Annotated in this window: 27 protein-coding genes; 15 read left to right on the plus strand and 12 right to left on the minus strand. The window is 70.5% G+C overall.

From position 1 onward, the window contains the following. Positions 1-5: 5 nt before the first annotated feature. The 4 genes from ACFYZQ_RS13970 to ACFYZQ_RS13985 form a co-directional block, all read right to left on the minus strand. The gene (locus ACFYZQ_RS13970; protein WP_389146079.1) at positions 6-746 is read right to left on the minus strand and encodes a hypothetical protein; all 741 of its coding nucleotides are present in this window, start codon (positions 744-746) and stop codon (positions 6-8) included. After that, the gene (locus ACFYZQ_RS13975; RefSeq protein WP_382570374.1) at positions 743-2,992 is read right to left on the minus strand and encodes a transposase; all 2,250 of its coding nucleotides are present in this window, start codon (positions 2,990-2,992) and stop codon (positions 743-745) included. The genes ACFYZQ_RS13970 and ACFYZQ_RS13975 overlap by 4 nt, the downstream gene beginning before the upstream one ends. Further along, a complete protein-coding gene (locus ACFYZQ_RS13980) occupies positions 2,989-3,651 on the minus strand; it encodes a TnsA-like heteromeric transposase endonuclease subunit (RefSeq protein ID WP_382570372.1) in 663 nt (220 codons plus the stop codon). The genes ACFYZQ_RS13975 and ACFYZQ_RS13980 overlap by 4 nt, the downstream gene beginning before the upstream one ends. A gap of 369 nt (positions 3,652-4,020) precedes the next feature. Beyond that, positions 4,021-4,215: a DUF2795 domain-containing protein gene (locus ACFYZQ_RS13985; RefSeq protein WP_388790844.1), complete on the minus strand. Its 195-nt coding sequence runs from the start codon at positions 4,213-4,215 to the stop codon at positions 4,021-4,023. A gap of 223 nt (positions 4,216-4,438) precedes the next feature. On the opposite strand from ACFYZQ_RS13985, the gene ACFYZQ_RS13990 reads away from it, so the two are divergent. The 6 genes from ACFYZQ_RS13990 (at position 4,439) to ACFYZQ_RS14015 (ending at position 8,026) form a co-directional block, all read left to right on the plus strand. Further along, positions 4,439-4,984 carry a hypothetical protein gene (locus tag ACFYZQ_RS13990; protein WP_389146083.1) on the plus strand — a complete coding sequence of 182 codons (546 nt, stop codon included), beginning with the start codon at positions 4,439-4,441 and terminating at the stop codon, positions 4,982-4,984. Between the two features lie 91 nt (positions 4,985-5,075). Continuing rightward, on the plus strand, positions 5,076-5,240 hold the full coding sequence (locus ACFYZQ_RS13995; protein ID WP_389146086.1) for a hypothetical protein: 165 nt from the start codon (positions 5,076-5,078) through the stop codon (positions 5,238-5,240). Positions 5,241-5,258: 18 nt separating this feature from the next. Further along, a complete protein-coding gene (locus ACFYZQ_RS14000; RefSeq protein ID WP_389146089.1) occupies positions 5,259-5,576 on the plus strand; it encodes a DUF2795 domain-containing protein in 318 nt (105 codons plus the stop codon). Positions 5,577-5,685: 109 nt separating this feature from the next. Beyond that, positions 5,686-6,162 (plus strand): SRPBCC family protein, encoded by a 477-nt coding sequence (locus tag ACFYZQ_RS14005; protein WP_389146092.1) that lies wholly within the window; start codon positions 5,686-5,688, stop codon positions 6,160-6,162. Positions 6,163-6,330: 168 nt separating this feature from the next. Next, complete coding sequence (locus ACFYZQ_RS14010; protein WP_389146095.1) at positions 6,331-7,299, plus strand: pyridoxal-phosphate dependent enzyme; 969 nt, start codon at positions 6,331-6,333, stop codon at positions 7,297-7,299. A gap of 319 nt (positions 7,300-7,618) precedes the next feature. Continuing rightward, entirely contained in the window at positions 7,619-8,026 is a 408-nt protein-coding gene (locus tag ACFYZQ_RS14015; RefSeq protein ID WP_389146098.1) for an SseB family protein, read from the plus strand. A gap of 40 nt (positions 8,027-8,066) precedes the next feature. Here the strand turns inward: ACFYZQ_RS14015 and ACFYZQ_RS14020 are convergent, their stop codons facing one another. The 4 genes from ACFYZQ_RS14020 to ACFYZQ_RS14035 all read right to left on the minus strand — a co-directional run bounded on the left by ACFYZQ_RS14020 (position 8,067) and on the right by ACFYZQ_RS14035 (position 12,026). Further along, positions 8,067-8,465: a MarR family winged helix-turn-helix transcriptional regulator gene (locus tag ACFYZQ_RS14020; protein ID WP_389146100.1), complete on the minus strand. Its 399-nt coding sequence runs from the start codon at positions 8,463-8,465 to the stop codon at positions 8,067-8,069. A gap of 74 nt (positions 8,466-8,539) precedes the next feature. After that, positions 8,540-8,890: a VOC family protein gene (locus ACFYZQ_RS14025; protein ID WP_389146102.1), complete on the minus strand. Its 351-nt coding sequence runs from the start codon at positions 8,888-8,890 to the stop codon at positions 8,540-8,542. Between the two features lie 119 nt (positions 8,891-9,009). Further along, complete coding sequence (locus ACFYZQ_RS14030; protein WP_389146105.1) at positions 9,010-11,322, minus strand: FtsX-like permease family protein; 2,313 nt, start codon at positions 11,320-11,322, stop codon at positions 9,010-9,012. Next, a complete protein-coding gene (locus ACFYZQ_RS14035; protein ID WP_389146108.1) occupies positions 11,319-12,026 on the minus strand; it encodes an ABC transporter ATP-binding protein in 708 nt (235 codons plus the stop codon). Before ACFYZQ_RS14035 ends, ACFYZQ_RS14030 begins: the two co-directional genes overlap by 4 nt. 139 nt (positions 12,027-12,165) lie before the next feature. Here ACFYZQ_RS14035 and ACFYZQ_RS14040 point away from each other — a divergent pair, with 139 nt between their 5' ends. Together ACFYZQ_RS14040 and ACFYZQ_RS14045 are read left to right on the plus strand one after the other, a co-directional pair. Further along, on the plus strand, positions 12,166-13,005 hold the full coding sequence (locus tag ACFYZQ_RS14040; RefSeq protein WP_389146111.1) for a sensor histidine kinase: 840 nt from the start codon (positions 12,166-12,168) through the stop codon (positions 13,003-13,005). Continuing rightward, positions 13,002-13,685 (plus strand): response regulator, encoded by a 684-nt coding sequence (locus tag ACFYZQ_RS14045; protein ID WP_389146114.1) that lies wholly within the window; start codon positions 13,002-13,004, stop codon positions 13,683-13,685. The genes ACFYZQ_RS14040 and ACFYZQ_RS14045 overlap by 4 nt, the downstream gene beginning before the upstream one ends. A gap of 15 nt (positions 13,686-13,700) precedes the next feature. Here ACFYZQ_RS14045 and ACFYZQ_RS14050 read toward each other — a convergent pair whose 3' ends face one another. From ACFYZQ_RS14050 to ACFYZQ_RS14065, 4 genes are read right to left on the minus strand one after another with little or no spacing between them, the layout of a single operon-like run. Further along, positions 13,701-14,735, minus strand: a complete 1,035-nt coding sequence (locus ACFYZQ_RS14050) for a LacI family DNA-binding transcriptional regulator (RefSeq protein ID WP_389146116.1) — start codon at positions 14,733-14,735, stop codon at positions 13,701-13,703. Further along, positions 14,732-15,637 (minus strand): carbohydrate ABC transporter permease, encoded by a 906-nt coding sequence (locus tag ACFYZQ_RS14055; protein WP_389146119.1) that lies wholly within the window; start codon positions 15,635-15,637, stop codon positions 14,732-14,734. The genes ACFYZQ_RS14050 and ACFYZQ_RS14055 overlap by 4 nt, the downstream gene beginning before the upstream one ends. Next, positions 15,634-16,557, minus strand: a complete 924-nt coding sequence (locus tag ACFYZQ_RS14060; RefSeq protein WP_389146121.1) for a carbohydrate ABC transporter permease — start codon at positions 16,555-16,557, stop codon at positions 15,634-15,636. The genes ACFYZQ_RS14055 and ACFYZQ_RS14060 overlap by 4 nt, the downstream gene beginning before the upstream one ends. Next, complete coding sequence (locus tag ACFYZQ_RS14065; protein WP_389146124.1) at positions 16,554-17,870, minus strand: ABC transporter substrate-binding protein; 1,317 nt, start codon at positions 17,868-17,870, stop codon at positions 16,554-16,556. The genes ACFYZQ_RS14060 and ACFYZQ_RS14065 overlap by 4 nt, the downstream gene beginning before the upstream one ends. A gap of 229 nt (positions 17,871-18,099) precedes the next feature. Here ACFYZQ_RS14065 and ACFYZQ_RS14070 point away from each other — a divergent pair, with 229 nt between their 5' ends. From ACFYZQ_RS14070 to crcB (ACFYZQ_RS14100), 7 genes are all read left to right on the plus strand, one after another. After that, positions 18,100-20,127, plus strand: a complete 2,028-nt coding sequence (locus ACFYZQ_RS14070; RefSeq protein ID WP_389146126.1) for a beta-galactosidase — start codon at positions 18,100-18,102, stop codon at positions 20,125-20,127. A gap of 141 nt (positions 20,128-20,268) precedes the next feature. After that, entirely contained in the window at positions 20,269-21,828 is a 1,560-nt protein-coding gene (locus tag ACFYZQ_RS14075; RefSeq protein ID WP_389146129.1) for a glycosyl hydrolase 53 family protein, read from the plus strand. A gap of 193 nt (positions 21,829-22,021) precedes the next feature. Next, the gene (locus tag ACFYZQ_RS14080) at positions 22,022-22,309 is read left to right on the plus strand and encodes an ArsR family transcriptional regulator (RefSeq protein WP_389146131.1); all 288 of its coding nucleotides are present in this window, start codon (positions 22,022-22,024) and stop codon (positions 22,307-22,309) included. A 60-nt stretch (positions 22,310-22,369) separates the two neighbouring features. Next, complete coding sequence (locus tag ACFYZQ_RS14085; protein ID WP_389146134.1) at positions 22,370-23,341, plus strand: SMP-30/gluconolactonase/LRE family protein; 972 nt, start codon at positions 22,370-22,372, stop codon at positions 23,339-23,341. A gap of 77 nt (positions 23,342-23,418) precedes the next feature. Further along, positions 23,419-23,880, plus strand: coding sequence for a fluoride efflux transporter CrcB (crcB, locus tag ACFYZQ_RS14090; RefSeq protein WP_389146137.1), 462 nt, complete (start codon positions 23,419-23,421; stop codon positions 23,878-23,880). Next, the gene (locus ACFYZQ_RS14095) at positions 23,877-24,257 is read left to right on the plus strand and encodes a DUF190 domain-containing protein (protein ID WP_389146140.1); all 381 of its coding nucleotides are present in this window, start codon (positions 23,877-23,879) and stop codon (positions 24,255-24,257) included. Before crcB (ACFYZQ_RS14090) ends, ACFYZQ_RS14095 begins: the two co-directional genes overlap by 4 nt. After that, positions 24,254-24,619 (plus strand): fluoride efflux transporter CrcB, encoded by a 366-nt coding sequence (gene crcB, locus ACFYZQ_RS14100; RefSeq protein WP_389146143.1) that lies wholly within the window; start codon positions 24,254-24,256, stop codon positions 24,617-24,619. Before ACFYZQ_RS14095 ends, crcB (ACFYZQ_RS14100) begins: the two co-directional genes overlap by 4 nt. Positions 24,620-24,664 lie beyond the last annotated feature (45 nt).

Here is a 24,664-nt window from a genome sequence, read left to right on the forward strand (position 1 = left end):
TCTGCCTATCCCCGAGCGGCGGAGCGGGGCCCGCGGTCGTCGAACACGGTGTTCCGGGAGGAACGGCCGCCTTTCTGTCTCGCCGTACCGGCCGTCTTCTTCCTGGGCTGCCGGGTGGCGCCGGGGACCGGCGGGACTTCACCGGCGCCGGGGTCGCGGCCGGGGTCGTCGAGGCTGATGACGATCTCGTCGAGCAAGCCCTCGTCCAGGAGCTCCTTCCCGCTGTCCATGGCTTCCTGGGCGCCGTCCTCGATGAGCCGTTCGAGGAGACCGACGACACCGCCGGTGCGGCGCATCAGGTACTCGGGCATCCCGCCAGCTGTGAGCATGCCGCGTTTGAGGTGGTTGTGCATGTCCAGCCAGGCGTCCTCGAAGCCGGCGGCGACCTCGCAGACCGTCTCGGTCTTGCCCTGGTAGCCCCAGCCGGTGACCATCACACCGGCCCGGGTGGCCGGCTTCTGCTTGAGTGCGTTGTTGCGCATCCGCCGGTTCACCAGTCTCGACACCTTCAGCGACATCGGCGTCTCCTGCAGCGGCAGGTTCACGTGCATGGCCGTGCGGTGCAGGTCATAGAGGGACCGCCGATGGGGTGTCAGGGCCCGCCACTGGGCGAAGGTCAGCTTCGGCGCCGCGGCGAACTGACCGCGGGTGGTGCGGTAGTGCTGCCAGCCCTCGAAGGTGTCCCGTCGCGGCGGCTTGCCCGTAATCATCTCCGCAAGGACGTGCGGCGGCAGGACGTCGGTCACGCGTTCTCCTTGGGCTGTGCCGGCTCGCCGGCCTCTTCGTCCGGAGGCAGCAGGAACAGGCTGCGGCGGCGGAGGGCCTCGCCCAGCCTGGGCGGCGGTGTCGGCTGACGTCCGGCGAATGCCTCGCGGCGTCGGCGCCGGTCAGCGTCGACGGCTTCGGCGACGGTGCGGGCCTGCTCTGGCCAGGGCATCACGTCTGCGGGCGTCTCCTCCTCTCCCGCTGCCGGTGTCCGGTCCCGCTCGGCGGCGCGGCCCTGCGCGGCCCGGCGAGAGCGTGCGGTCCGCTCCCGCTTGGTCATCTGCGTCGGCCACTGATCGACCGGGATCGCTGAGCCGAGCAGGTCCAACAGGGTCGGCAGGAGTTCAGCATCCGACTTCGGTGCGAGACGACGCCTCCTCACCTCGGCGAGCAGTTCCTCCGTGGTCCGGTCAGAGAACGCCGGAACCTCGCCTTTGGGCGGCAGGCCCGTCCAGGGCAGGACGTGCCAGTGGTCATGGTCGGCCGGGTCCTGGAGGAACACGGTGCGGCGGTCACGGCGGTCAGAGCGGACGACCCACTTGCCTTTGTGCTGCCCGCCTCGGGCGGAGGGCTGGCGGAACCGGTCCTCGTCCAGGACGTCGTCGTGATACCAAAGCCCGCCGATCTTCACTCCGCGTCCGGGGTGGATCTTGACGTGGTGGGCCTTGAGCACCTGGTAGTAAAGCTCTGGCCTGGGGATCTGCATGGAGAACCCGCCCTGGTGCATGGAGGCCGCGAACAGCGAGTTCGGGCTGTGCTCCTCACCCGGCCCCCAGGACGGTGCGTACTCTCCCAGCACCCGGTTCTGCCAGACCTTCACCACCCAGGTCGCGATCAGGTGCTCCATCTGCGACATCGTCAGCACGGACTCGGCCTCGGGGTCGGCGCCGCGGTCAGCAACATCGACGCCGGTGAAGCCGAGCAGGTGCTCGAGCAGCAGGCTGTTGATCGCGCCGAAGGCCCGTTCGACGGCGTACTTGTCCGTTGCCCGAAGAGCGCGAGCGGGCAGGATCGTGCAGCCCAGAGTCCGCTCTGCTTCGACGACATCGTGGTTCTTGTAGGGGGCGCCGTGGTCGGTGGTCACCGTCTCGGGCGGGAAGAACGGCAGGGCGGCAACCTTGTGGCCGGCGAACCGGGCGATCAGCGTGGCCGGGACGCCGGGGTAAGGCCACTCCATGTCCAGACCCCAGCCTTCCCGCATCGGCAGCGGCATCATCACGTCCCGCAGCAGCATCGCGATGTCCACGGCCGTGTCCGACACCATCGTCAGCCGGAAGGCGACGATCGAGTGCGTGTAGAGGTCCAGGGCGAGGGTGAGCATCACCGTCACCGGGTCACCGAAGACGGACTCACGGACCTTGACCGGCAGCGGTGTGGTGTCCAGCGCCACCACCTGGCCCGGGCGATGCACCACGGCCCGTGCGGAGGCGTCCTTCGCCGTCTCCGCTGACCGGACGTAGCGCTGGCGGGCGCCGTCCGGGCCGAACCACTCCTTCCAGACGTTCCGCAGCGTGAAGTAGCCGGGGATCCTCTCCTCCGGGAACTGAGGGAAGGTCTCCCGGACGTACTGGTGCATCAGCCGGTGCCGGGCCCGCATGCTGATCCGAGATCGCTGCAGGACTTCCTGCCGGACGGCGAAGACCGCCTCCCGGATCTCCTCCGTGATACTCGGGTGGCCACCGCTCTTGCGCGTCCAGCGGCCGTCCGCGCAAGCCATGATCAGGCTCTCGCCGCTCGGGACAGCTGCCAGCCGTTCCAGAGTCCGCACGCTCATGTTCGCCAGGCCCAGCAGCTCGGCCTCCTCGCGGCCGAGTGCTGCCAGCTCAGCGGCCTTGGCCTGGCGCCGTTCCGTAACGGTGGTCCTGTCCGGGTCGTAGGCCGGCCGCGGCTCACCCGGTAGCGCCCGCGACGGGTGCCCGGACCGGTAGCCGGTCTCCGCCTCAAGGACATGGGCGGCCCGCAACCGGGCCCGCTTCACCTGAGCCTCGGTCAAGTCCCGGCTCATCACCGGCTGCTGAGCGACTTCCCGCCTTCCGGACGGATGCCCCAACTTCGCGGGCCGGCAGTCGGGATGGTGCATCAGCCAGCGGATCGACCGGGTCTGCCGTTCCCCGTCGCGGCCGCTGAGAACGACCTGGCCGACCTGTGGCAGCACTTCCTCAGCCGTCCACTCGATGCCGTTGATCCGCAAGGCCGTGCCCGGCGCAAGATCGAGCAGGGACGTCATCGCTCCTCCTGACGCTGTGACCGCCAGATCCGGGAGGAGTCACTCAAAGGCCTGCCCAGGTCGAAGCCGAGACGGCGATGCCAGAGTAGATGCAGGGCGTGGGCCCGTGCGACGGCCGGCAGCGACGTACTCTCCACCAGCTGACCGAACTCCACCGGCTCCGTGCCCACGGCCACGTCCAGTTCCCGCTGCAGACCGAGCGGATCCTGCAGAGGCCGGCGTTGAGCCGACATCTGGTCCACCCCGCCGTGAACGTGCGGACGCCAGCCCGTCACCACCGTGTAGCGCCAGCCCACGGCGGCCGCCGTCTCCTGGGCGGCAGCGAACTTCAACTCGTCGTCCTCCCGCACCAGCTGCCGCGGCCGGACGTCGAACAGCCACCGCCCGCCATCCGGCATCACGGCGAGGAAGTCCGGAGTGTGCTCTGCCCGCCCGTCTCTGTGCTGGAAGAAGAGACGGAACGGCTGCGGGAGGACCTCGGTCACCGTCACGAAGTCCAGCGCGAGCAGCAGCCGGGCCTCCTCCAACGACTCGAACCCATGATGGCGACCGGTGGACACCATGAACTGCAGCCCTGGCCTGTGCCGCTGACGTGCCCGCCAGGTGAACCGACGTACCGGCTGAGACGACAGCAGCGGCACCGCCGCCAGGTCCCGCACGGGCCAAGCCACCTCGACGCCGTCGAAACACCACGTAGCGGACCATCGCCGCGGCCACGAGTCGTCCAGCTGCAGCCGAGTGCGTACAGCATCCCCAACGTCGTACGCGGAGGCCATCCCGTCCAACCCGCACACGTCCGACCGGATCCGGGCGTCTCCGCGTGGCTTCACGGCACCAGCACAGCACCGTGGCGTACGAGGCGTGCACGTATCTCCGTACACGACCACAACTCACAGTCACCGGACCGCGGCTCGCCAACTACCGATCAAATCCGCCAACTACCGATCAACGTCACACCGGACAGCGACGGCGGCCGGAGCCCGAGGTTCCGGCCGCCCTGTCCACAGGTCCTTGTCACTCGTTTCGGATCACTCGTTTTCGAACACGGCCTTGCTGACTTCGGCCGGATTCTGGAACTCCTTCTTGCCGAGGTGGGAGATACGCTCGGTGATCTCCTTCGGCGCGTGGTTCTTCTCCGCGACCTTCCGGAGCTCGTCCCGGTCAGCCGGGTACTCCGCTCCGGACAGGGCCTTCTGCAGATCAGGGGGCCTGACAGCCGCCATGGTTCCTCCAGGCGGTGAGTTGTCGACGATGGTCTGTCCGACGCCGTCGGAAGGCGCGCCGGACTGCTCAGGTACCCGCCCTGCGCGGAGACGATTCGGCCTTTTCGGTCCTACGGTTCATTTTCTGACTTATGTGGCAGATCGGTCGTCAGCTGATATCGGCACCGGATGGGTACCCGGGACGCCGGCCGGAGAAATGACCAGGTCGGACGAGGAGGCTGCGGTGAGTACCAGTGACGTCCCCAGGGGGAGCGCGACGAGTGCGAGGCGGCCCGGTTCGCTACGGGTGGACCTGCTCGGCATCTATCTCAACGACCATCTGACAGGGGCGACCGTCGGCACCCGCCGCGCCCACTACGTGGCCCAGGCCCAGCACGGCACCCCGCTGGGGCGGGTGCTGCAACCGCTCGCGAAGGAGATCGCGGAGGACCGCAGGAGCCTGCTGGCCATCATGGGCCGGCTCGGGGTCCCGGCGCGCCGGTACAAGGTCCTCGCGGGGACCGCGGCCGAATGGGCGGGGCGGTTCAAGCCCAACGGACGCGTCGTGCGCCGTTCACCGCTCACGACGGTCGTCGAGCTCGAGTTCCTGCTGCTGGGCGTCGAGGGCAAGGCGGCCGGCTGGCGGATGCTGCGTGCGCTGGCGGACACGGACGAGCGCCTCGACCCGCGGCAACTGGACGAGCTGCTCGAACGCGCCGAACGGCAGCTGCGCACGCTGGAGGAGCTGCGCTTCACCGCGACGCAGGAGGTCTTCCGGGGTCGCGGGTGACCCGGTGTCCCCGGCCGGCTCCCGGGTACTCACCGCACCGCAGGCACACGAAGACGCGCAAGGCGCACGCACGCATGAGGAGATTCCCGTCATGACCGTTCCCGAGGAGAACCGCCCGAAGACGGACACCACGGACGAGGTGGTCATGGATTCGGCGCAGGACGAGCGGCGCCGCACCCCCGGACCGTCGAGCCGCACCATGCGGGAGGCGCTGGACGAGGCGGGAGTCGACCGGAACGACTTCGAGGACAAGTAGCACGAGGAGGGCTCCCCCATGGCACACACCAGCGTTCCCGAGGTGCTGGGCACGCTCAGGGACGTCGGCTTCCCGGCCGGAAAGGACGAGCTGCTGACGGCGGCGCGCTCGGCCGGTGCCTCGGACGAGGTGCTCAAGGCGCTGCGCGGCATCCCGCCGGAGCAGTACGGCAGTCCCGAGGACGTGGCCCGCTCGGTCCGGGTCGACCCGGACTCGGACCTCCGGCACGACCCCGCGCAGCGTGCGGAACAGGCCCGCGAGGGCGGCCGGCCCGGGCTGTCGCAGCATCTGCGGGAGGAGCCGAAGACGCCGATCCAGGAGGAACTGGACCGCTGACGGCCGCACGAAACAGCTGTGATCGGACCGGTCACGGGGGTACTCGAAGGCCGGCCGACGAAAGGCGGCCCATGGTCGCCGTGACCGACCGACGAAGGAGGTAGCACCCATGAGCACGGTGAAGGAAACGGTCGAGGTCGAAGTCCCCGTCCACACCGCCTACAACCAGTGGACGCAGTTCGAACAGTTCCCGCAGTTCATGGAGGGAGTGGAGGAAGTCAGGCAGCTCGACGACCGCCACAACCACTGGACCACCAAGATCGGCGGAGTGAAGCGGGAGTTCGACACCGAGATCGTCGACCAGCTTCCCGACGAGCGGATCACCTGGCGCACCGTCGGCGGTGAGGCCCAGCAGAAGGGCAGCGTCCGCTTCGAACGCCTGGACGACACCCACACGCGCGTGGAACTCGTCATGGACGTCGAGCCCGGCGGCATGGCGGAGAAGGGCGCCGACGCGCTGGGCATGATCGACCGGCGGGTCAAGGGGGACATGCGCCGCTTCAAGGACTACATCGAGCACCGCGGTGGCGAGACCGGCGCGTGGCGCGGGCGCATCCGGCCCGGCGACCCCGGTCAGACGCACTGAGCCTGGCCGGGAAGCGCTCACGGAAGCACTCACGGCTGGGCGCTGCCGGATCCGCACGAGAAGCGGGCTCTGGACTTTCCGTCTAGATGCTGGACAATGGTTCCAGTCCGGCGTGGCCGGGCATCCGGCGACCGCAGCGGTCGGCAGCGCCCAGAACGGAGTACTCCCTTGCCCGAGACCCCGCCCGTCAGCCTGTACGACGTCCAGGACGCCGCCGCACGGATCAAGGGCCTCGCCCACCGGACACCCGTGCTGCGCTCGCGGACCCTGGACCGGCTGGTGGGCGCCGAGGTCTTCGTCAAGTGCGAGAACCTCCAGCGGGTGGGTGCCTTCAAGTTCCGCGGCGCCTACAACGCCGCCTCCCGGCTGACTCCGGAACAGCTGGCCAAGGGCATCGCCGCCTACTCCTCCGGCAACCACGCCCAGGCCGTCGCGCTGGCCGCCCGTGAACTCGGCACCACGGCGGTCATCGTGATGCCGGAGGACACGCCCCGGGCCAAGCTCGAGGCGACCGCCGGGTACGGTGCGGAGATCGTCACCTACGACCGCTACACCGGCGACCGGGTGGCGATCGGGGAGGCCCTCGCGGCCGACCGGGGGCTGGCGTTGATCCCGCCGTACGAGCACCCCCACGTCATCGCCGGGCAGGGCACGGCGGCCCTGGAGCTGATCGAGGAGGCCGGCGAGCTGGACGCCCTGGTGGTGCCGGTCGGCGGCGGCGGACTGATCGCCGGCAGCGCGACCGCCGCCAAGGGACTCCTGCCGGGCGTACGGGTGATCGGCGTGGAGCCGGAGGCCGGCGACGACACCAAGCGGTCCCTGGAGGCCGGCCGGCGGGTGTCCATCCCCGTGCCCCGCACCATCGCCGACGGCCAGGCCGCGGACATCCCCGGCGAACTCACCTTCTCCATCAACCGGCGGCTGCTCGACGGCATCACGCTGGTCGGCGACGACCAGATCCGCGAGGCGATGCGATTCGCCTTCGAGCGTCTGAAGACCGTCGTGGAACCGAGCGGCGCGAGCGCCCTGGCCGCCCTGCTGTCCCACCGCCTGGATCCGCTGCCCCGCCGGATCGGTGTCATCCTCTCCGGCGGCAACATCGGCGCCCAGCGGTTCGCCGAACTCCTCGGCGGCTGAGACCCCGGCCGGCCGGGCGGTCCAAGCGGGTTGGCGGCGTCCCGGCCGACTGCGGGAACGCGCGTGCACGACCACGGGCTCGGCGGTGGGTACGTACGAGCAGGGAATCGTGGACTACGAAGTCCGCCACCCGGGCGCCGACCATGGGATCGGCGTGAAGGCCCACCCTGGGGGACGACGCACGGTTCACCGTTCCGTCACCCACTCGGCGCCGTCCGGTCGGCATGCGGCGGGGCCGACTGGGGTACGCGCTCAGGACCGCGCCCGGGGCCGGGTTGCCCCGGGCGGACGTAAGACCGCCGCTAGCAGGGGATCTGCCATGGAGACACCCGCGTACGACGACATGCCGACGCCGGCCCAGCGGGCGCTTGACGCGCTGGCCGAGAACGCCGAGGACTCGGTCGCGCTGCACACGCTCGCCAGCAGCGACGTGCTGCTCCCCGTGCCGGACGACGCCGCCGCCGAGGACGCCACCGACCCCTCAGCGGTGGCGCTGCCGGTTCTGGAGAGGCCGGGGGACAACCCGGTCGTGCCCGTGTTCACCTCGGAGACGACGATGGCCGAACTGCTGCCCTTCGTCTCCCGCTACCGTCTGGTGCCCCTGGGCGCGCTCGCCTCCCAGTGGCCGGCCGACGACATCTCGCTCACCATAGACGGCAGCTCGGAGCACAGCCTGACCCTCACCTCCGAGGGGGTGCGCACCCTGCTCGCCCGGTCCGCGGGCTGAGCGGGCAGGCTTCGGCGGCCGGGGCGACCCCGGCCGTCCGTCAGTCCCGCCGCTCCTCCAGCATCCGCGCCAGCACCGCCCGCTGCAGCGGCAGCACGGCCTTGTGCAGTTCGCGGCCCTTGCGGGTGAGCGCGACCCAGACGCCGCGCCGGTCCTCCGCACACACCGAGCGCTCGACCAGACCGTCCCTCTCCAGGCGCGCGATCAGGCGGGACAGCGCGCTCTGACTGAGATGGACCCGCCCGACCAGGTTCTGCACCCGGCACTGGTCGCCCTGCTCGCCCGACTCCGAGACCAGGAGGTCCAGCACCTCGAAGTCGCTGGCGCCCAGCCCGTGCGGATGCAGGGCCCGGTCGATCTCGCACATCGTGCGCGCGTGGACGGACAGGATGTCCCGCCAGCGCTCCTCGAGCCGAGCCTCGGCCGTCTTGACTGCCATGACTGCACGGTAACACCGATCCGGCCAATAGTTGAGTGTGCAACTAGTGCTTGTGCCAAGCAGTCGTACGGTACTCAGGCAGCCGGATCCTGGAGGAGCCCGACGAGGTTGCCGTCGGTGTCCTTGACGAAGGCGATCAGTCTGCCGCCGCCCACGTCCTGCGCGTCCTGCAGCAGCTCGGCGCCCGTCTCCAGGAGGGCGGCGAGCCGCTCCCGCAGATCGGTGACGTGCCAGTACGGCACCGGTCCGGTCATGCCCTTGGCGTGCCCGTTAGGGTCGAGGCCGACATCCTGCCCGGCGGCCTTGAAACCGACGTAGTAGGGCTCGTCCGCGTAGGGCTCGACGCCCAGCAGGGCCGAGAACAGGGCCTTGGCCCGGGCGAGGTCCTTGACGGGGTAGATGATCGTCTGCAGGCCGGCGGTCATGAGACTCACTCCTCTGGGTGGGCGGTCCGACGGGTTCCCCGTCGGTGCTCTCACGCTAGGGCCGGGGAGCCCGTCCGGGCTTCTTCGATCCTGACCGGTTGCGGTTCCGCGCACTGCCGTCATTCGTTGTGCAGCACCTCCGCGACGGTGAGACGGGCCGCGCGCCTGGCAGGGACCAGTGCGCCCGCCACGGCGATCACCACCCCCGTCAGCGCCAGTTCCGCCAGTCTCGCCGCGTGCCAGACGTCCGTCATGTACGACGGCAGGGTGATGTCGATGCCCGCGGCCATGCGGGGGACCACCGTCTCGTACGCGGCGACGCCCAGTGGGACGCCGAGCACCGACCCGATCACACCGAGCATCGCCATCGACGTCACCGTCATCACCGTCACCTGGCGCGGGGTCATACCGATCGACTTGAGCATGCCCAGGTCGCGGCGCCGGTCGTGGGTGTTGAGGACGGCCGTGTTGAAGACGCCGAGGGAGGCGACCAGGGCCAGCATCAGGGTGAGGCCGGTCGCCGAGCCGATGATGGTCTCGGCGCCGCTGCTCGGACCGGTCAGCTGGGTGCTGAGCCCCTTGTCGAGGGCTCTGGCGGCGCGCGCGTAAGCCGCCGGATCCGCGCCCTTGCGCAGCTCGACGTGATAGGCGAACGCCTTCCCGTCCGGGATGAGCGCGGTGAACGTCGGCCAGGTGCCGACGACCACCGCGTCGTTGTCCTGCATCAGCTCACCGACCACGGTGACCTCCTCCTCGTGGCCGCTCTTGCGCAGCCGGAGGTGGTCACCGATGTGCACTCCATTGTGGCGCAGGAAGGACGTACCGACCACGACCTCTCCACGACGGTGCATCCAGTGTCCCCGGACGAGCACGTCGCCCAGGGACGGGTCCGGCCCGCGCCTGCCCTCGACGACGACCCGCTGTGTGGAACCCTCGAGTCGCGCGTCCTCGTCACCCCGGGCCGTCACCCGTGCCACGCCCGGCAACGAGCCCAGCGAATGCTGGAGTTGGCGGTCGCCATGCACCGGCAGCACCTGCTTGCCATGGACGTGGTCGCTCGCGTACACCGTGACGTCGTACGCATCCCTGCCGCCGTCTCCGAAGAGGGTCATCGTCGTGGCCAGCCCCGTGGCGAACGTCACCGCGGTCACTCCCAGGACCACCGCGGCAAGCGTGAGCGCGCTGCGCGCGGGCCGGGCGAACGGCAGCCCCGCCCCCAGGCTCACCGACCGCGGCAACCGCAGCCCCGCGAGCCGCCGTTGCACACGGAGCGCCCGCCCGGCACGCGGCGCGCTGCCCGCGCTGATCGCCCGCGCCGCGGACAGCCGCTGGGCGCGCACGGACGGGCCGAGCGCGGCGAGCCCACAGACCAGCGGCATGCCGCACAGAGCCAACACGTTCACCCAGGGCGCGATGCCGACGCTTTCGTGCAGCACCCCCGCACCGGGCCCCGAGAACACGAACCGGAAGAACGGCTTGCCCAGCAGGTTGCCGCTGAGCGTGCCCAGTGCGCAGCCCAGCACGGCCGGCACGCAGACCATCACGAGATAGACGCCCAGCACCTGCCCGGGAGTGAATCCGAGGGCCTTGAGAATGCCGATGTGCCGGAAGCCCGACACCACCGCGCCGCCGACCACGTTGGCGACGATCAGCACCGCCACCAGAATGCCGAGGACGCCGAATGCCATGAGGTACGGGGCGTACGCCCGCGCGCTGCCGCCGACCTTGTCCTTGAGCGTCAGATAGCTGTGCGATCCTCTCAGTGAGCCCTTGGGCAACCCCTCGGTCACCTGGGCCAGCCCCGCCCGCAGCGCGTCCTGAGAGGACGCGTCCCGGAACCGGTACAGCATCTGAGTGGCGTTCGGGTGCAGGGCCGCGGCCTGGTCCGGAGTGACCCACACGTCCGCCGTGTGACTCAGATCGAAGGCGAATCCGACGATGGTGAGGGTCGGCCCGGACGGCAGACGGAACGTCTTACCGATGGCGTTGCGGGACCAGTCGGACTGGCGGTTGAGGACCATCTCGCCGGGCCGGGCCGGCCACCGGCCCGCCCACAGATCCACCCGGTCCACCGCGCCGCCGGGCCGGGGCCGGCCCACGACCGTGGCCTCGCCGCCGAGAACCAGGTCCTCCATACCGCGCGGAACGTCCACCGTGGCCTCCGGGAACGGGCCGGCCACCGCCTCGACACCGGGCTTCCGCGACGCATTTGTCAACTGGGCGTTCGTCGCCTTGCCCCGGTCGAACTCGGCGACCACATGCGGTCCGTGCTGCGCGCCGAAGACCCGCTCGAACGGCGCCGACGCCGCGTCCACCAGCCCCAGCGCCACCACGATCGACCCCGTCGACACCAGGGTGACCAGCCAGATCACCAGCGTCTGGAGTCTCCGCCTGCGTACGGCCGCCCGAGCGGCCTTCCACACCGCCCTCATGCGGACGGCTCCAGGGTGTGCTCGCCGGTGACCCGGCCGTCGGCCAACCGCACCAGCCGGCTCGCGCAGCGCTGCGCGAGATGCTCGTCGTGCGTGACGATGATCAGCGTCTGGCCGATCTGGTTCAGATCGATCAGCAGGTCCATCACCTGCTCCCCGGCCCGGCTGTCCAGCGCGCCGGTCGGCTCGTCGGCCAGCAGCAGCGCCGGCCGGTTCATCAACGCCCGGGCCACGGCGACGCGCTGCCGCTCACCACCGCTGAGCACGCCCGGGTAGGCGTTGCGGCGGTCCGCGATGCCCAGCTCGTCGAACAGCTCCAGCGCACGCCGACGGGCCTGCCGGGCAGGCGCACCGGTCAACTGGGCGGCCAGCGCCACGTTGTCGAGAGCCGACAGGTCGTCGATGAGGTTGAAGAACTGGAAGATCATGCCGATCCGGCGCCGCCGGTACAGCGCGAGCCCCGTCTCGCTCAACTCGCCGACGTTCTCGCCGTGCACGACGACCGAGCCGCCCGTGGGGCGGTCAAGCCCGGCGATCATGTTGAGCAGCGTGGACTTGCCGCACCCCGACGGCCCCATCACCGCGACCGCCTCCCCGGCCCGGATCTCCAGCGACACACCGTCCAACGCGACCGTCTCGCCGTACTCCTTGCGTACGCCGTCGAGTCGCACGACGGCCTCTTTCGTTCGCACCTCAGTGACCATGGTGAGGACGCTAAGGGCGTGACCGGTCGCCCGGCATCCCCCTCCGGATCGCACCTCGGCCCACGTCTCATCCCGTAGATGCAGAAGGCTGGATCCACAGGTCGATGCGGAGGCCAGAGGCTTCTGCCAGAGTGAGGGCATGGGGGAACTGGAGCTGTTGACGGTGCTGCTGGGGGTGGCGTGCGCGGTCGTCGCGGGGCTGGCCATGGCGCTGCTGCGGACCCGGCGCCGGTGGCAGGCGGCCGTGGGGGAGCGCGGCTGGTTGTTGGAGCGTGAGCGGGAGAGCGCCGCCGAGTCCGCGATCGCCGCCGAACGCGACCGGATCGCCCGGGAGTTGCACGACATCGTCAGCCACAACGTCAGCCTCATGGTCGTCCAGGCGAGCGCAGCCCGGGAAGTACTGGGGAGCATGCCGGAGGAGGCCGCGACCGCGCTGCGGGCCGTCGAGGACGCGGGGCGCGGCGCGATGACCGATCTGCGCCATCTGCTGGGGCTGCTGGCGCCGTCGGCGAGCGGCGAGGACGAGGATCCGGGCCCAGCCGGCGTCTATGCGGACCTGACCCCGCAACCCGGCCTCGACCGCCTGGGCCCCCTCGTCGACCGGATATCGTTCGCCGGACTGCCCGTAGAGGTACGGATGTCCGGTGACCCCCGCCCACTGCCTCAGGGCATAGACGTCACCGCGTACCGCATCGTCCAGGAGGCCCTCACCAACGCACTCAGGCACGGTGACGGCGGCAAGGCGGAGGTGACGGTGCGCTACACCGAGAACGCGCTGCGCGTGGAGGTCCTCAACACGGGCCCCAGCGTGCTGACCGGCACCGGCGGCAGCGTGCCGTCGCGGCGCCATGAGGGCGCGGGCCGCGGCCTGCTGGGGCTGCGCGAGCGGGTCGCCGTGTACGGCGGCGACCTCGACGCCCGTCGCCGACTCGGCGGTGGCTACCGGGTCCGCGCCCGCATACCCCTGGACCGCCCGTGACCCCGGGCGCGCCCGAGCGGGCGCCCCGTGTCCTGATCGTCGACGACCAGACCCTGATCCGAACCGGCTTCCGGCTGATCCTCACCGCCCGGGGCATCGAGGTCGTGGGGGAGGCCGCCGACGGCGCCGAGGCGGTCGCCGCCGCCCGGGAGCTGCACCCGGACGTCGTGCTCATGGACATCCGCATGCCCACCATGGACGGCCTGGAAGCAACGCGGCGCATCCTGGAGCGGGCCGGTGACTGCCGGGTGCTCATGCTGACCACCTTCGACCTGGACCGGTACGTCTACAGGGCCTTGTCGATCGGGGCCAGCGGCTTCCTGCTCAAGGACGTCACCCCGGAGCATCTGGCGGCGGCCGTCCGGCTCGTCGGCACCGGCGACGCCCTGCTCGCCCCGCAGATCACCCGGCGCCTGGTCGAGCGGTACGCGGCCGACACCGGGCGGACACCCGAGAGCGTGCCCGCCGAGCTCGCCGCCCTCACACCCCGGGAGCGCGAGGTGCTGACCCTGATGGGCCGCGGCCTGTCCAATACCGAACTGGCCGCAGAGCTGACCCTGAGCGAGGCCACCGTCAAGTCCCACGTGGCCCGGATCTTCGCCAAGCTCCACCTGCGCGACCGCGCCCAGGCGGTCGTCCTCGCCTACGAGACCGGGCTGGTCAGAGCGGGGAAGCGGTGAGCGTCCCGGGCGCCGTCAGGCCGACTCCCGGCGGACCAGCTCCGTCGGCAGGATCACCGCGGCCGGGTCCTCGCCACCGATCTGGGCGAGCAGCACCCGCACCATCTCGCTGCTGATCCGGTCCCAGGGCTGGCGGATGGTGGTGAGGGCCGGGGTGACGGCGGTCGCCGCCGGCGAGTCGTCGAAACCGCCGACAGCGATGTCAGCCGGCACCCGCTTCCCCGCCCGGTGCAGCGCCGCCAGCACGCCCTGCGCCATCAGGTCGGAGGCGACGAAGACGGCGTCCAGGTCCGGGGCCTGCGCCAGCAGCCGCTCCGCGCCCGTCTCACCGCTGGCCCGGCTGTAGTCGCCGGAGACGACGAGGTCCTCGTCGAGGCCGACGCCCGCCTCGGCGAGCACCTCCTTGTAGCCGGCGAGACGCTCGACACCACCGGGTGTGTCGAGCGGGCCGGTGACCACGCCGATCCGGCGGCGTCCGATCGACAGCAGATGGCGCACCATGTCACGCGCGCCGTCACGGTCGTCGGCGGCCACGTAACTCACCTTCGAGCCCAGGCCGATCGGCTTGCCGCAGGCGACCAGAGGCACGCCCGCCTCGCGCAGTTCCTGGGCCACCGGGTCGCCGGAGTGGCTGGAGACCAGCAGCACCCCGTCGACGTGCCCGGCGGTGATGTACCGCGCTATGCGCCGCCGTTCGTCCTCCGTACCGGCCAGCATCAGCAGCAGCGGGATGTCGTGTGCGGCCAGTGCCTGGGTGCAGCCGCGCAACAGGACGTTGAAGTTGGGATCCTCGAAGAACCGCTCCTGCGGCTCGGTCAGCAGGAAGCCGATCGAGTCGGAGCGTCCGGTGATCAGCGAGCGGGCGTGCCGGTTGACGACGTACCCGGTCCTGCGGATCGCGGCGTTCACCGCTTCCTGGGCGGCGGGGCTGACGTAGTGCCCGCCGTTGAGCACCCGGGAGACGGTGCCCCTGGAGACCCCTGCCTCGCGCGCCACGTCGTGGATCGTCGGCGGTTTGCGCCGGCCCGCCGCATTGCTGCTCATGGTCATGACTTTACGGCCCCGGACAGCAGGTCCAGGCTCCAGAACCGCTGGATGACCAGGAAGAGGGCGATCAGCGGCAGGACGGCCAGTCCGGCGCCGGTGATCACCAGTGTGTACAGCGCCGGGGTGTTGGAGCCCTGCTCCAGCAGCGTGTACAGGCCGAGCGGGATCGGGAACTTCTCGTCGTCGCTGAGCATGATGAACGGCAGCAGGAAGTTGTTCCAGACGGCGACGAACTGGAAGAGGAACACCGTCACCAGGCCGGGCACCATCATCGGCAGGGCGATCCGGGTGAAGATCCGCCACTCGCTCGCGCCGTCCATCCGCCCGGCCTCCACCACGTCACCGGGGACGGCGGCGGCCGAGTAGATACGCGAGAGGTAGACGCCGTAGGGGGAGAGGATCTGCGGGAGCAGCACGGACAGATAGGAATCCGTGAGGTTCGCCTTGGCCAGCAGCAGGTACTGCGGGACGGCCAGGATCACCGGCGGCATCAGCACGCCCGCGAGGAGGACGTTGAAGATCGTCTCGCGGCCCCGGAAGCGGTAGGTCGCCAGCGCGTAGCCGCTGATCGCGGACACGACCGTCGACAGCAGGGCGCCGAGACCGGCGTACAGGGCGGAGTTGCCCAGCCACCTCCAGTAGATGCCGCCGCGGTAGGCGGTCAGGTCCTTGAGGTTGTCGGCGAGACCGGTGCCCGGCAGGAACGTGAACGTCGAGAACAGCTCGTGCCCGGACTTGGTGGCCGCGATCACCACCCAGGCGACCGGCAGCAGCATGTAGATCGCGCCGAGCAGCAGAGTGACCGTCGGGACCAGCGCGATCCGGCGGCGCAGCGGCGGGCCCTGGGCGGTGCCGGGGGTGGTGTCGGCGGCCTGGGCGGCGTTGCGGACGGCAAGAGAACTCATGCTGCTTCCTCCTGCTTGTTGCGGCGGTTCGCGGCCCGCAGAAAACCGAACGACAGGACCAGCGTGACCAGGGCGATCAACGTCGCCTCGGCGGCCGCCGAGTAGATGTCGTTGCGGTGGAAGGCGTCCTGGTACACCTTCATCAACGGGCTCCAGCTCGTGTTGAGGGAGTTGGTGAGCGGTTTGAGGGTGGTCGGCTCGTTGTACACCTGGAGCGTCGCGATGATCGAGAAGAAGAAGGTCAGCACCAGCGAGGGCGCCACCATCGGGATCTTGATCTTCAGCGCGACCTGCAGCGGGGTGGCCCCGTCCAGCTTCGCCGCCTCGTACACCTCGGCAGGGATGGCCTGCAGCGCGGTGTAGATGACGATCATGTTGAAGCCGGTGCCGCCCCAGACCGCGATGTTCGACAGGGCGAAGTAGAGCGGGCCGCCGTCCAGCAGGTTCGGCTGCGGCAGGTGCAGCTTGTCGAGCACGAAGTAGAAGGGGCTGACGTCCGGCAGGTACAGGAAGCCCCACAGCAGCGCCGCCACGACGCCGGGGATGGCGTACGGCAGGAAGATCGCGAGCCGGGTGAACGGGGCGAGGCGGACCTTGTCGGAGTCGAGCATCAGCGCGAACAGCAGGGCGAGGCCCAGCATCACCGGGACGACGATGCAGCCGTAGCCGAGCACGCGCAGGGCGCCGTCGAGGAGTTCGTGGTCGCGCAGGGCGTCGGAGTAGTTCTCCAGCCCGGCCCAGACCTCCTTCCGCGCACCCGAGCCCAGGCCGAGCCCGGAGACGTGCACCTTGCGGAAGCTGAGCCAGACCGCGTACCCGATGGGGAGCGCGAAGAACAGGGCGAAGAGGATCGTCGCGGGAAGGAGGAAGGCATACGGGGCCCCCTTGACCCCGTACGCCTTCCGGCTTGTGCTGGTCACTGAGAAACCTCGAAGCCCTGCTTCTTCATGTCGGCGACCGTGTCGCTCTGCATCCTGTCCAGGGCGGCGGCGAAGTCCGACTTGTTCTTCGCGGCCGCTCCGAAGGCGTCGTTGAAGGACGAGTAGGCGACGTTCACGTTCGGGCCCCACGCGGACGGCGCGGTGGTGTTCGCGATCTTGGCGGCCTCGGTGTAGAAGTCCGCCTGGTTGGAGAAGTACGCCGGCGGGTTGGTGAAGGCGCCGGAGAGCTGGGCGGAGGTCGAGGCCGGGTAGATGCCGCTGTCCTTCGCCAGCGCGTTGAGCGCGTCGTGGTCGGTGTTCAGCCACTCGGCGAACTTCGCGGCCGCCTCCTGGTGCGCCGAGTCCGTGGTGACGGCGGTGGAGGAGCCGCCCCAGCTGCCGGTGACGTTCTCGCTGTCGGACCACTGGGGGAGCGGGGCCATGGCCCACTTGCCCTTGGTGTCGGGCGCGGCCGTGGTCAGCGTGCCCGGCGCCCACACGGCGCTGACCCAGGCGATCTGCTTGCCGGTGTCGAGCGCCTTGTTCCAGGCGGGGGTGTACATGGGCTGGTTGTCGATGGCGCCCTCCTTGACCAGGTCGCCCCAGAACCTGGCGACCTTCTGGGTGGCCGTGTCGTTGATCGCGACCTTCCACTTGTCACCGGAGGTGGTCCACCACTTGGCGCCGGCCTGCTGGGCGAGACCGGCGAAGAGACCGGAGTCGTTGGCGGAAAACGTGGTCAGGTCCTTGTCGGGAGCGACCTTCTTCAACGCGCGGGCGGTCTCGGCGAACTGCTCCCAGGTCGCGGGGACCTTCAGCTTGTACTTCTTGAACAGGTCCTCGCGGTAGTAGAACATCATCGGCCCGATGTCCTGAGGGACCGCGTAGACGGAGTCCGTGCCGAGCGTGGTCTGCTGCCAGACACCGTCGGCGAACTTGCCCTTGACGTCGCCGACCTCCTTGGAGATGTCGGCCAGCGCGTCATTGCTCACCAGCGTCGGCAGCGCCTGGTACTCGGCCTGCACCAGGTCCGGCGCCTTCTTCGCCTTGTGCGCGGTGAGGATCTTGGTGACCAGCGTGTCGCCGGACGCCTGCTTCTTCACCGTGACCGTGATCTTGTCCTGCTTCCCAGGCCCCTTGTTCCACAGGTCGACGACCTTGTCCATACCGGGCGTCCAGGTCCAGTACGTGAGTGAGACCGGGCCCGACTCGGCCTTGCTGCCGTCTTCGGAGCCGCAGGCGGCGAGGGCGGTGGCGCCGAGCGAGACGGCGACGGCGGTTGTCACGAGGCGACGGCGCTTCGTGTGCGGCATGGAACTCTCCCCTGACCTGGGTCCCCGCCCGCTGCGGGAACCTGCCCTGCAGAAGCCCGCTGACCCGGGTCCCCGCCCGTCGCGAGGCCCTGTCTGCTTCTGTGAGCGTTCACAGTAGAGAAACATCCCGGACACTTGTCAATGGTTGTTGCTGTGCGGTTATGTTGGCCTCGCACCGCCGATGATGTGTGTGCACGTTCCCAAATGATCGACATCCCGGGAGACATCCATGCCGGAGACCACCCCCAGCGGCCTCACCGGGCTCGCCTTCGGTGGGGACTACAACCCCGAGCAGTGGCCGGAGAGCGTCTGGCTCGAGGACGTCCGGCTGATGCGGGAGGCCGGCGTCACGATGGTGAGCGCCGGGATCTTCTCCTGGGCCCTGCTGGAGCCCTCACCGGGCGAGTACGACTTCGGCTGGCTGGACCGGATCCTGGATCTGCTGCACGAGAACGGCATCCGCGTCGACCTGGGCACGCCCACCGTGGTGCCGCCCGCCTGGTTCTACCGGGCGCACCCCGAGGCCCTGCCGGTCACCGCCGAGGGCGTGCGCTACGAGTTCGGCTCGCGCGGCGCGATCTGCCACAGCAACGCCGAGTACCGCGCCGCCGCCGCGAACATCACGACCCGGTTGGCCGAGCGCTACGGCGGCCACCCGGCCCTCGCCATGTGGCACGTCCACAACGAGTACGGTGTCCCCGTCTCCGCCTGCTACTGCGACTCCTGCGCCGCCCACTTCCGCCGCTGGCTCGCCGACACCTACGGCGATGTGGAGGCGGTCAACGAGGCCTGGGGCACCGCCTTCTGGGGTCAGCGCTACACCGGCCTCGACCAGATCAACCCGCCCCGCGCCACCCCCACGGTCGGCAACCCCGGCCAGGCGCTGGACTACAAACGCTTCGTCGACGCCACCGTCCGGGAGAACTTCCGCACCGAGCGGGACATCCTGCACCGTCTCTCACCGGGGATCCCGGTCACCACCAACTTCATGACCGCGCTCAGCCAGTGCGACTCCATGGACTACTGGGCGTGGGGCCGCGAGGTCGACCTCGTCACCAACGACCACTATCTGATCACCGACGGCCGCCGCACCCACGTCAACCTCGCGATGGCCGCCGACATCACCCGCTCGGTCGCGGGCGGCGCACCCTGGCTGCTCCTGGAGCACTCCACCTCGGGCGTCAACTGGCAGCCCCGCAACCCCGCCAAGGCCCCCGGCCAGATGGCCCGCAACTCCCTCGTGCATGTCGCACGGGGCTCCGACGGCGCCATGTTCTTCCAGTGGCGGCAGTCCCGGCGCGGCGCCGAGAAGTTCCACTCGGCGATGCTGCCGCACGGCGGCACCGAGACCCGCGTGTGGCGCGAGGTCGTCGAACTCGGCGCGAGCATCGACTCGCTGAGCCGGATCCGCGGCACCCGCACCCAGGCGGACGTGGCGGTCCTCTGGGACTGGCACTCCTGGTGGGCACAGAACCTCCAGTGGCGCCCCAGCGAGGACCACGACGCCCGGGAGCGCGCCGACTCCTTCTACGAGGCCCTGTACGACCGTCACCTCACCGTCGACTTCGCCCACCCCGAAGCCGACTTGTCGAGATATCCCCTTGTCGTCGTACCGGCGCTATACCTGATGACCGAGGCCGCCGGGAACAACCTCGAGGAGTACGTGGCGAACGGCGGCACGCTCGTGGTGTCGTACTTCTCCGGCATCGTCGACGAGCACGACGCCGTGCACGACGGCCCCTACCCGGGTCCGCTGCGCGACGTCCTCGGACTGACCGTGGAGGAGTTCTCACCCCTGCTGGAGAACCAGCGGGTGCGCGTCACCGGCCCCGAGGGCTCGGAGCTCACCGCCGACGTGTGGACGGAGTTCGTGGTGCCGCGCGGCGCCGAGACCGTCTGGACGTACGCCGACGGCCTCACCGCCGGCCGCCCCGCCGTCACCCGGCACCGGCTCGGCGAGGGCACCGCCTGGTACGTCTCCACCCGCCTCGACACGCACGGCCTGGACGAGGTGCTCGCTCGGGCCGCCGCGGACGCCCGGATCGCACCGCGCGTCGACCTGCCCCGGGACGTGGAGGTCGTGCGCCGCGCTGGCGAGCCGGGCAGCCCCGCCTTCCTCTTCGCGATCAACCACACGGCCACCGACGCCAAGGTGCCCCTGGAGACACCCGGCACCGAACTGCTGACCGGCGAACGTGCCGCGGGCCGCCTGGTGGTCCCCGCGGGAGCCGTCCGGGTCGTACGGCTCGACGGCTGAGGAAGACCCGGCGATCCCCTGGGGCCCCACCGGCTCCCCTCCGCCCGCGTGAGCCGTACGAGCCGTGGGCGGAGGGGCTCTCCTCCCACCCCCCGGGGAGGACATCCCCAACCCACCACGTCGAAGGGACGACGGACGACGATGTTCCATCCCAGACGCACCCTGAGAGCCCTGCTGCTGCCGCTCGCGGCGGGGCTCGCCCTCACCGCCCTGCCCGCCCAGACCGCCCAGGCGGCGAGCACGCTCACCAACGGCGGATTCGAGTCCGACGGCACGGGCGCGGCCACGCCCCGCGGCTGGTCGGAGTACGGCGACACCGGCGCCTCGTACACCGAGTCCGGTGGCCACGGCGGCAGTTACCGGCTGAGTCACTACTCGTCGTCCGCCTACAAGGTGGAGACGTACCAGTACCTGTCCGGGCTGGCCAACGGCACCTACACCCTCACCGCCTGGGTGCGCTCCAGCGGTGGGCAGAACTCCGCCTACCTGGCGCTGAAGAACTGCGGGAGTGCTACCCAGCGCACCGACCTGCCGGTGTCCACCAACAGCTGGGTCCGCATCGTCACCTCGATCGCCGTGACGAACAACCAGTGCACGATCAGCATCAACTCGGACGCCAACGCGGGCAACTGGATCAACGTCGACGACCTAAGCTTCGCCCCGGGCAGGACAGGTCTGACCGTCAAGGGCGCCGACATCTCCTCCCTCGCCAAGAGCGAGGCCAAGGGCGGGGTGTACAAGAACAGCTCCGGCAGCACCGGCGACGCGGTCACCATCCTGAAGAACGCCGGCATGAACTACGCCCGTCTGAAGGTCTGGGTCGATCCGGCCGACGGCTACAACGACAAGACGCGCGTGCTGGCCATGGCCAGACGCATCAAGGCGGCCGGCATGAAGCTGCTGGTCGACTTCCACTACTCGGACACCTGGGCCGACCCGGGCAAGCAGACCAAGCCCGCCGCCTGGGCCTCGCACTCCTACAGCCAGTTGAAGACCGACGTCTACCACCACACGTACGACGTCCTGAACGCGCTGAAGGCGCAGGGCACCACCGCCGACATGGTGCAGATCGGCAACGAGATCAACGGCGGCATGCTGTGGTCCGAGGGTTCCACGGACAACTGGCCGCAGCTCGCCGGTCTGATCAACTCCGGCTACAGCGCCACCAAGGCGGTCTCCTCCGGCACCCGGGTCGCGCTGCACCTGGCCAACGCCGGTGACGACGCCACCGTCCGCTGGTGGTTCGACAACGCCAGGACGTACGGCATCGACTACGACGTGATCGGCCTGTCCTACTACGGCTACTGGCACGGCTCGCTCGCCGCCGCGCAGACCACCCTCGACGACGCCGCCGCCCGCTACGGCAAGCCGGTGTTCATCGCCGAGACGGCCTACCCCTTCCGGCTGGACAGCGACGACTCGCTCACCAACCAGATCGACACCACGGGCGAGCTCGTCACCGGCTACCCGGCGACGGTGGCCGGTCAGACCCGGTGGATGAACGACGTGGCGAGCATCGTGGAGGCCGTCCCGAACGGCCGCGGCCTCGGCGTCTTCTACTGGGAGGCCACCTGGACCGCGGTCACCGGCAACGGCTGGGACCCGGCCGACGCCGGCTCCGGCAACGGCTGGGAGAACCAGGCGCTGTTCGGCTACGACGACAAGGCGCTGTCGTCCATGTCGTGGTTCAGCCACCGCTGAACCGCCGCGACGGGGCCCGGCCGTGTGGGGGCGGCTGGGCCCTTCGGCGTCTTGCCTGGGCCGGAAGCAGAACTCCCCTGTGGGGAAAGGCCGTTCGGTACCGGACAAGGGCCGGCGAGTCCCGTACGTGACGGTAAAGGCCGCGGGACAGTGGGAAGACGGAACATGAGGAGGCGCGGACGGAGGCGACGCGATGCTGAGGACTCCCGCGGGCGATCGGCGCCTGGACATCCTTGAGTGGCTCAAGGACCCCGCCACGCACTTCCCACGTGAGCGCCACGCCGACCCCGTCGAGGACGGTGTCACCGCACGCGCCATCGCCGCCAAGCTCGGCGTCTCCCGCCGGGCCGCCGACACCCACCTCGGCCTGCTGACCCGGATCGGTCTGCTGCGGGCCAAGCGGATCCGGCGCCGCACCTACTATCGGCGGGACGAGGTCCGGATCGCCGAGGTGGCCCGGATGTTCGAGAAGGGCTGGTAGGGGCACCTGCGACATTGGCCTCCCCGGCCGCGGCACCCCATCACGAAGGGCAGGGCGCACATGGGCCGTCCCAGGGAACTCGTACCCCGCCACTACGTGTCGATCGGCGGGCGGGGACCCGAGGACGTGGTGGCCGACGACCGGGGCCGTGTCCTGACCGGTGTCGAGGACGGCCGCATCCTGCGCCTCGACGGCCTCGCCGACCCCGGCACGGCGCGTGTCGAGGTGCTCGCCGAGACCGGCGGCCGGCCCCTGGGCCTGGAACTCCTCCCGGACGGCGACCTGGTCGTCTGCGACGCCGAACGCGGTCTGCTGCGCGTCGGCCTCGGCGGCCGTGCCGCCGGCTCCGTGGACGTACTCGCCGACTCGGTGTCGGGGGAGCCGCTGCGGGGCTGCAGCAACGTGGTGGCCCTGTCCGACGGCAGCCTGTGCTTCACCGTCTTCAGCCGCCGTCACCCCCTGCGCCACTGGATGGCCGACCTCGTCGAACACAGCGGCACGGGGCGCCTGCTGCGCCTCCCGCCCGGCGGTGGCAACCCCGAGGTGCTGCTGGAAGGGCTGCAGTTCGCCAACGGCCTCGCCCCGAGCGCGGACGAGTCCTGCCTGGTGGTGGCCGAGACCGGTGCCCGCCGGCTGACCCGCTACCGGCTCACCGGCCCGCGGGCGGGCACCGCCGAGCCCCTCGCCGACGGCCTCCCGGGCATGCCCGACAACATCTGGCGCGCCGGGAGGTCCGGCCCGCTCTGGGTGGCCCTGGCCGCACCGCCCGTCCCCCCGCTGGACCTGCTGCACCGCACCCCGCACGCAGTGCGCCGCGCCGCCGCCCGCGCGGCCGCGCACGCGTCCTTCCGCCCGACGGGCTACGCCGGCGTCCTGGCCGTCGACGACGACGGCACCACCGTGCACCACCTCACCCGCCGCCGGTCCGGCTTCCGCATGGTCACCAGCGTCTGCGAGACCGGCGGTCACCTGGTCCTGGGCAGCCTCTGGGAGCGCGGGATCGCGGTCTGCGAGACGCCCCTCGCGAAGTGACCGGTGCGGGCGTCCGGCGGTACTCTGGTGCCCGGCAGTGATCGAGACGACGGGGCCGAATCAGGAGACGCACGACCATGACAGCCCCGCGAGCCGAGAGCTTCGGTGCCCGGTCCGGCCCCGCGTGGCCGTCGGTCTGGCGTGCGCAGGGACCCGTGGTCGCCGTGGTCGCCCTGGGCGGCGCCATCGGCGCGACGGCCCGCTACGCGCTGTCCCTGGGCCTGCCCACCCCCGCCGGAGGCTTCCCCTGGGCGACCTTCTGGACCAACGTCACCGGCTGCGCCGTGATCGGCGTGTTCATGGTGGTCATCACTGACGTCTGGGCCGCCCACCGCCTCGTCCGCCCCTTCTTCGGCACGGGTGTGCTCGGCGGATACACCACCTTCTCCACCTACGCCGTCGACATCCAGAAGCTCCTCGACGACGGTCACCCCGGTACGGCGCTCGCCTATCTCGCCGCGACCCTGATCGCGGCCCTGACGGCGGTGTGGGCCGCCGCGGCGGCGGCCCGCCGTGTCCTGCTGCGGAGGCAGCCATGACCAGGCTGACCGGCGGCGCGCTGCGCGTCACCGCCTTCATCCGTGAGAACGACACCTGGCACCACAAGCCCCTGTACAGCGAGATCGTCCACCGGGCCCATGCGGCCGGTTTGGCGGGCGCCAGCGTCTTCCGGGGCATCGAGGGCTTCGGCGCCTCCTCCCTGATCCACACCTCACGGCTGCTGTCCCTGAGCGAGGAGGTGCCCGTCGCGGTGGTCATCGTCGACACCGAGGAGCGGGTACGGGCCTTCCTGCCCCAGCTCGAGGAAATGGTCACCGAAGGCCTGGTGATCCTCGACGAATGCGAGGTCATCAGGTACATGAGCCGCGGCGGCGGCTCGGGCGGCACGGACGGGAAGGGTAAGAAGTCGTTGTGAACTGGCTGCTGGTCGCCCTCGGTGCCATGGTCGGTGCTCCGCTGCGCTATCTGACCGACCGCGCGGTGCAGTCCCGGCACGACTCGCTCTTCCCCTGGGGCACGTTCGTGGTGAACGTCACCGGCTGCCTGATCCTCGGCCTGCTGACCGGGGCGTCCGCCGCCGACGCGCACCTGCGGCTGCTGCTCGGCACCGGCCTGTGCGGAGCGCTGACCACGTACTCGACCTTCTCGTACGAGACCCTGAGGCTGACCGAGACCGGTGCGGGGCTCTACGCTGCCGCCAACGCCGTCGCGAGTGTGGCGGTGGGCCTCGGTGCGGCCTTCGCCGGCGTGTCACTCGCCCAGGCGGTATGGGCGTAGGCACGGGACTCACACCCGGGCATAGTAAGACTGTCTACAGCACTG

It is taken from the genome of Streptomyces sp. NPDC001843 (assembly GCF_042891955.1).
GTDB lineage: Bacteria > Actinomycetota > Actinomycetes > Streptomycetales > Streptomycetaceae > Streptomyces.

Excerpts from the sequence above, each read along its gene's own strand:
- ACFYZQ_RS13975 (WP_382570374.1), bottom strand. The coding sequence starts at position 2,992 with ATGACGTCCCTGCTCGATCTTGCGCCGGGCACGGCCTTGCGGATCAAC.
- ACFYZQ_RS13985 (WP_388790844.1), bottom strand. The coding sequence starts at position 4,215 with ATGGCGGCTGTCAGGCCCCCTGATCTGCAGAAGGCCCTGTCCGGAGCG.
- ACFYZQ_RS13995 (WP_389146086.1), top strand. The coding sequence starts at position 5,076 with ATGACCGTTCCCGAGGAGAACCGCCCGAAGACGGACACCACGGACGAG.
- ACFYZQ_RS14000 (WP_389146089.1), top strand. The coding sequence starts at position 5,259 with ATGGCACACACCAGCGTTCCCGAGGTGCTGGGCACGCTCAGGGACGTC.
- ACFYZQ_RS14005 (WP_389146092.1), top strand. The coding sequence starts at position 5,686 with ATGAGCACGGTGAAGGAAACGGTCGAGGTCGAAGTCCCCGTCCACACC.
- ACFYZQ_RS14015 (WP_389146098.1), top strand. The coding sequence starts at position 7,619 with ATGGAGACACCCGCGTACGACGACATGCCGACGCCGGCCCAGCGGGCG.
- ACFYZQ_RS14020 (WP_389146100.1), bottom strand. The coding sequence starts at position 8,465 with ATGGCAGTCAAGACGGCCGAGGCTCGGCTCGAGGAGCGCTGGCGGGAC.
- ACFYZQ_RS14025 (WP_389146102.1), bottom strand. The coding sequence starts at position 8,890 with ATGACCGCCGGCCTGCAGACGATCATCTACCCCGTCAAGGACCTCGCC.
- ACFYZQ_RS14030 (WP_389146105.1), bottom strand. The coding sequence starts at position 11,322 with ATGAGGGCGGTGTGGAAGGCCGCTCGGGCGGCCGTACGCAGGCGGAGA.
- ACFYZQ_RS14035 (WP_389146108.1), bottom strand. The coding sequence starts at position 12,026 with ATGGTCACTGAGGTGCGAACGAAAGAGGCCGTCGTGCGACTCGACGGC.
- ACFYZQ_RS14040 (WP_389146111.1), top strand. The coding sequence starts at position 12,166 with ATGGGGGAACTGGAGCTGTTGACGGTGCTGCTGGGGGTGGCGTGCGCG.
- ACFYZQ_RS14050 (WP_389146116.1), bottom strand. The coding sequence starts at position 14,735 with ATGACCATGAGCAGCAATGCGGCGGGCCGGCGCAAACCGCCGACGATC.
- ACFYZQ_RS14055 (WP_389146119.1), bottom strand. The coding sequence starts at position 15,637 with ATGAGTTCTCTTGCCGTCCGCAACGCCGCCCAGGCCGCCGACACCACC.
- ACFYZQ_RS14065 (WP_389146124.1), bottom strand. The coding sequence starts at position 17,870 with ATGCCGCACACGAAGCGCCGTCGCCTCGTGACAACCGCCGTCGCCGTC.
- ACFYZQ_RS14070 (WP_389146126.1), top strand. The coding sequence starts at position 18,100 with ATGCCGGAGACCACCCCCAGCGGCCTCACCGGGCTCGCCTTCGGTGGG.
- ACFYZQ_RS14075 (WP_389146129.1), top strand. The coding sequence starts at position 20,269 with ATGTTCCATCCCAGACGCACCCTGAGAGCCCTGCTGCTGCCGCTCGCG.
- ACFYZQ_RS14080 (WP_389146131.1), top strand. The coding sequence starts at position 22,022 with ATGCTGAGGACTCCCGCGGGCGATCGGCGCCTGGACATCCTTGAGTGG.
- ACFYZQ_RS14085 (WP_389146134.1), top strand. The coding sequence starts at position 22,370 with ATGGGCCGTCCCAGGGAACTCGTACCCCGCCACTACGTGTCGATCGGC.
- crcB (WP_389146137.1), top strand. The coding sequence starts at position 23,419 with ATGACAGCCCCGCGAGCCGAGAGCTTCGGTGCCCGGTCCGGCCCCGCG.
- ACFYZQ_RS14095 (WP_389146140.1), top strand. The coding sequence starts at position 23,877 with ATGACCAGGCTGACCGGCGGCGCGCTGCGCGTCACCGCCTTCATCCGT.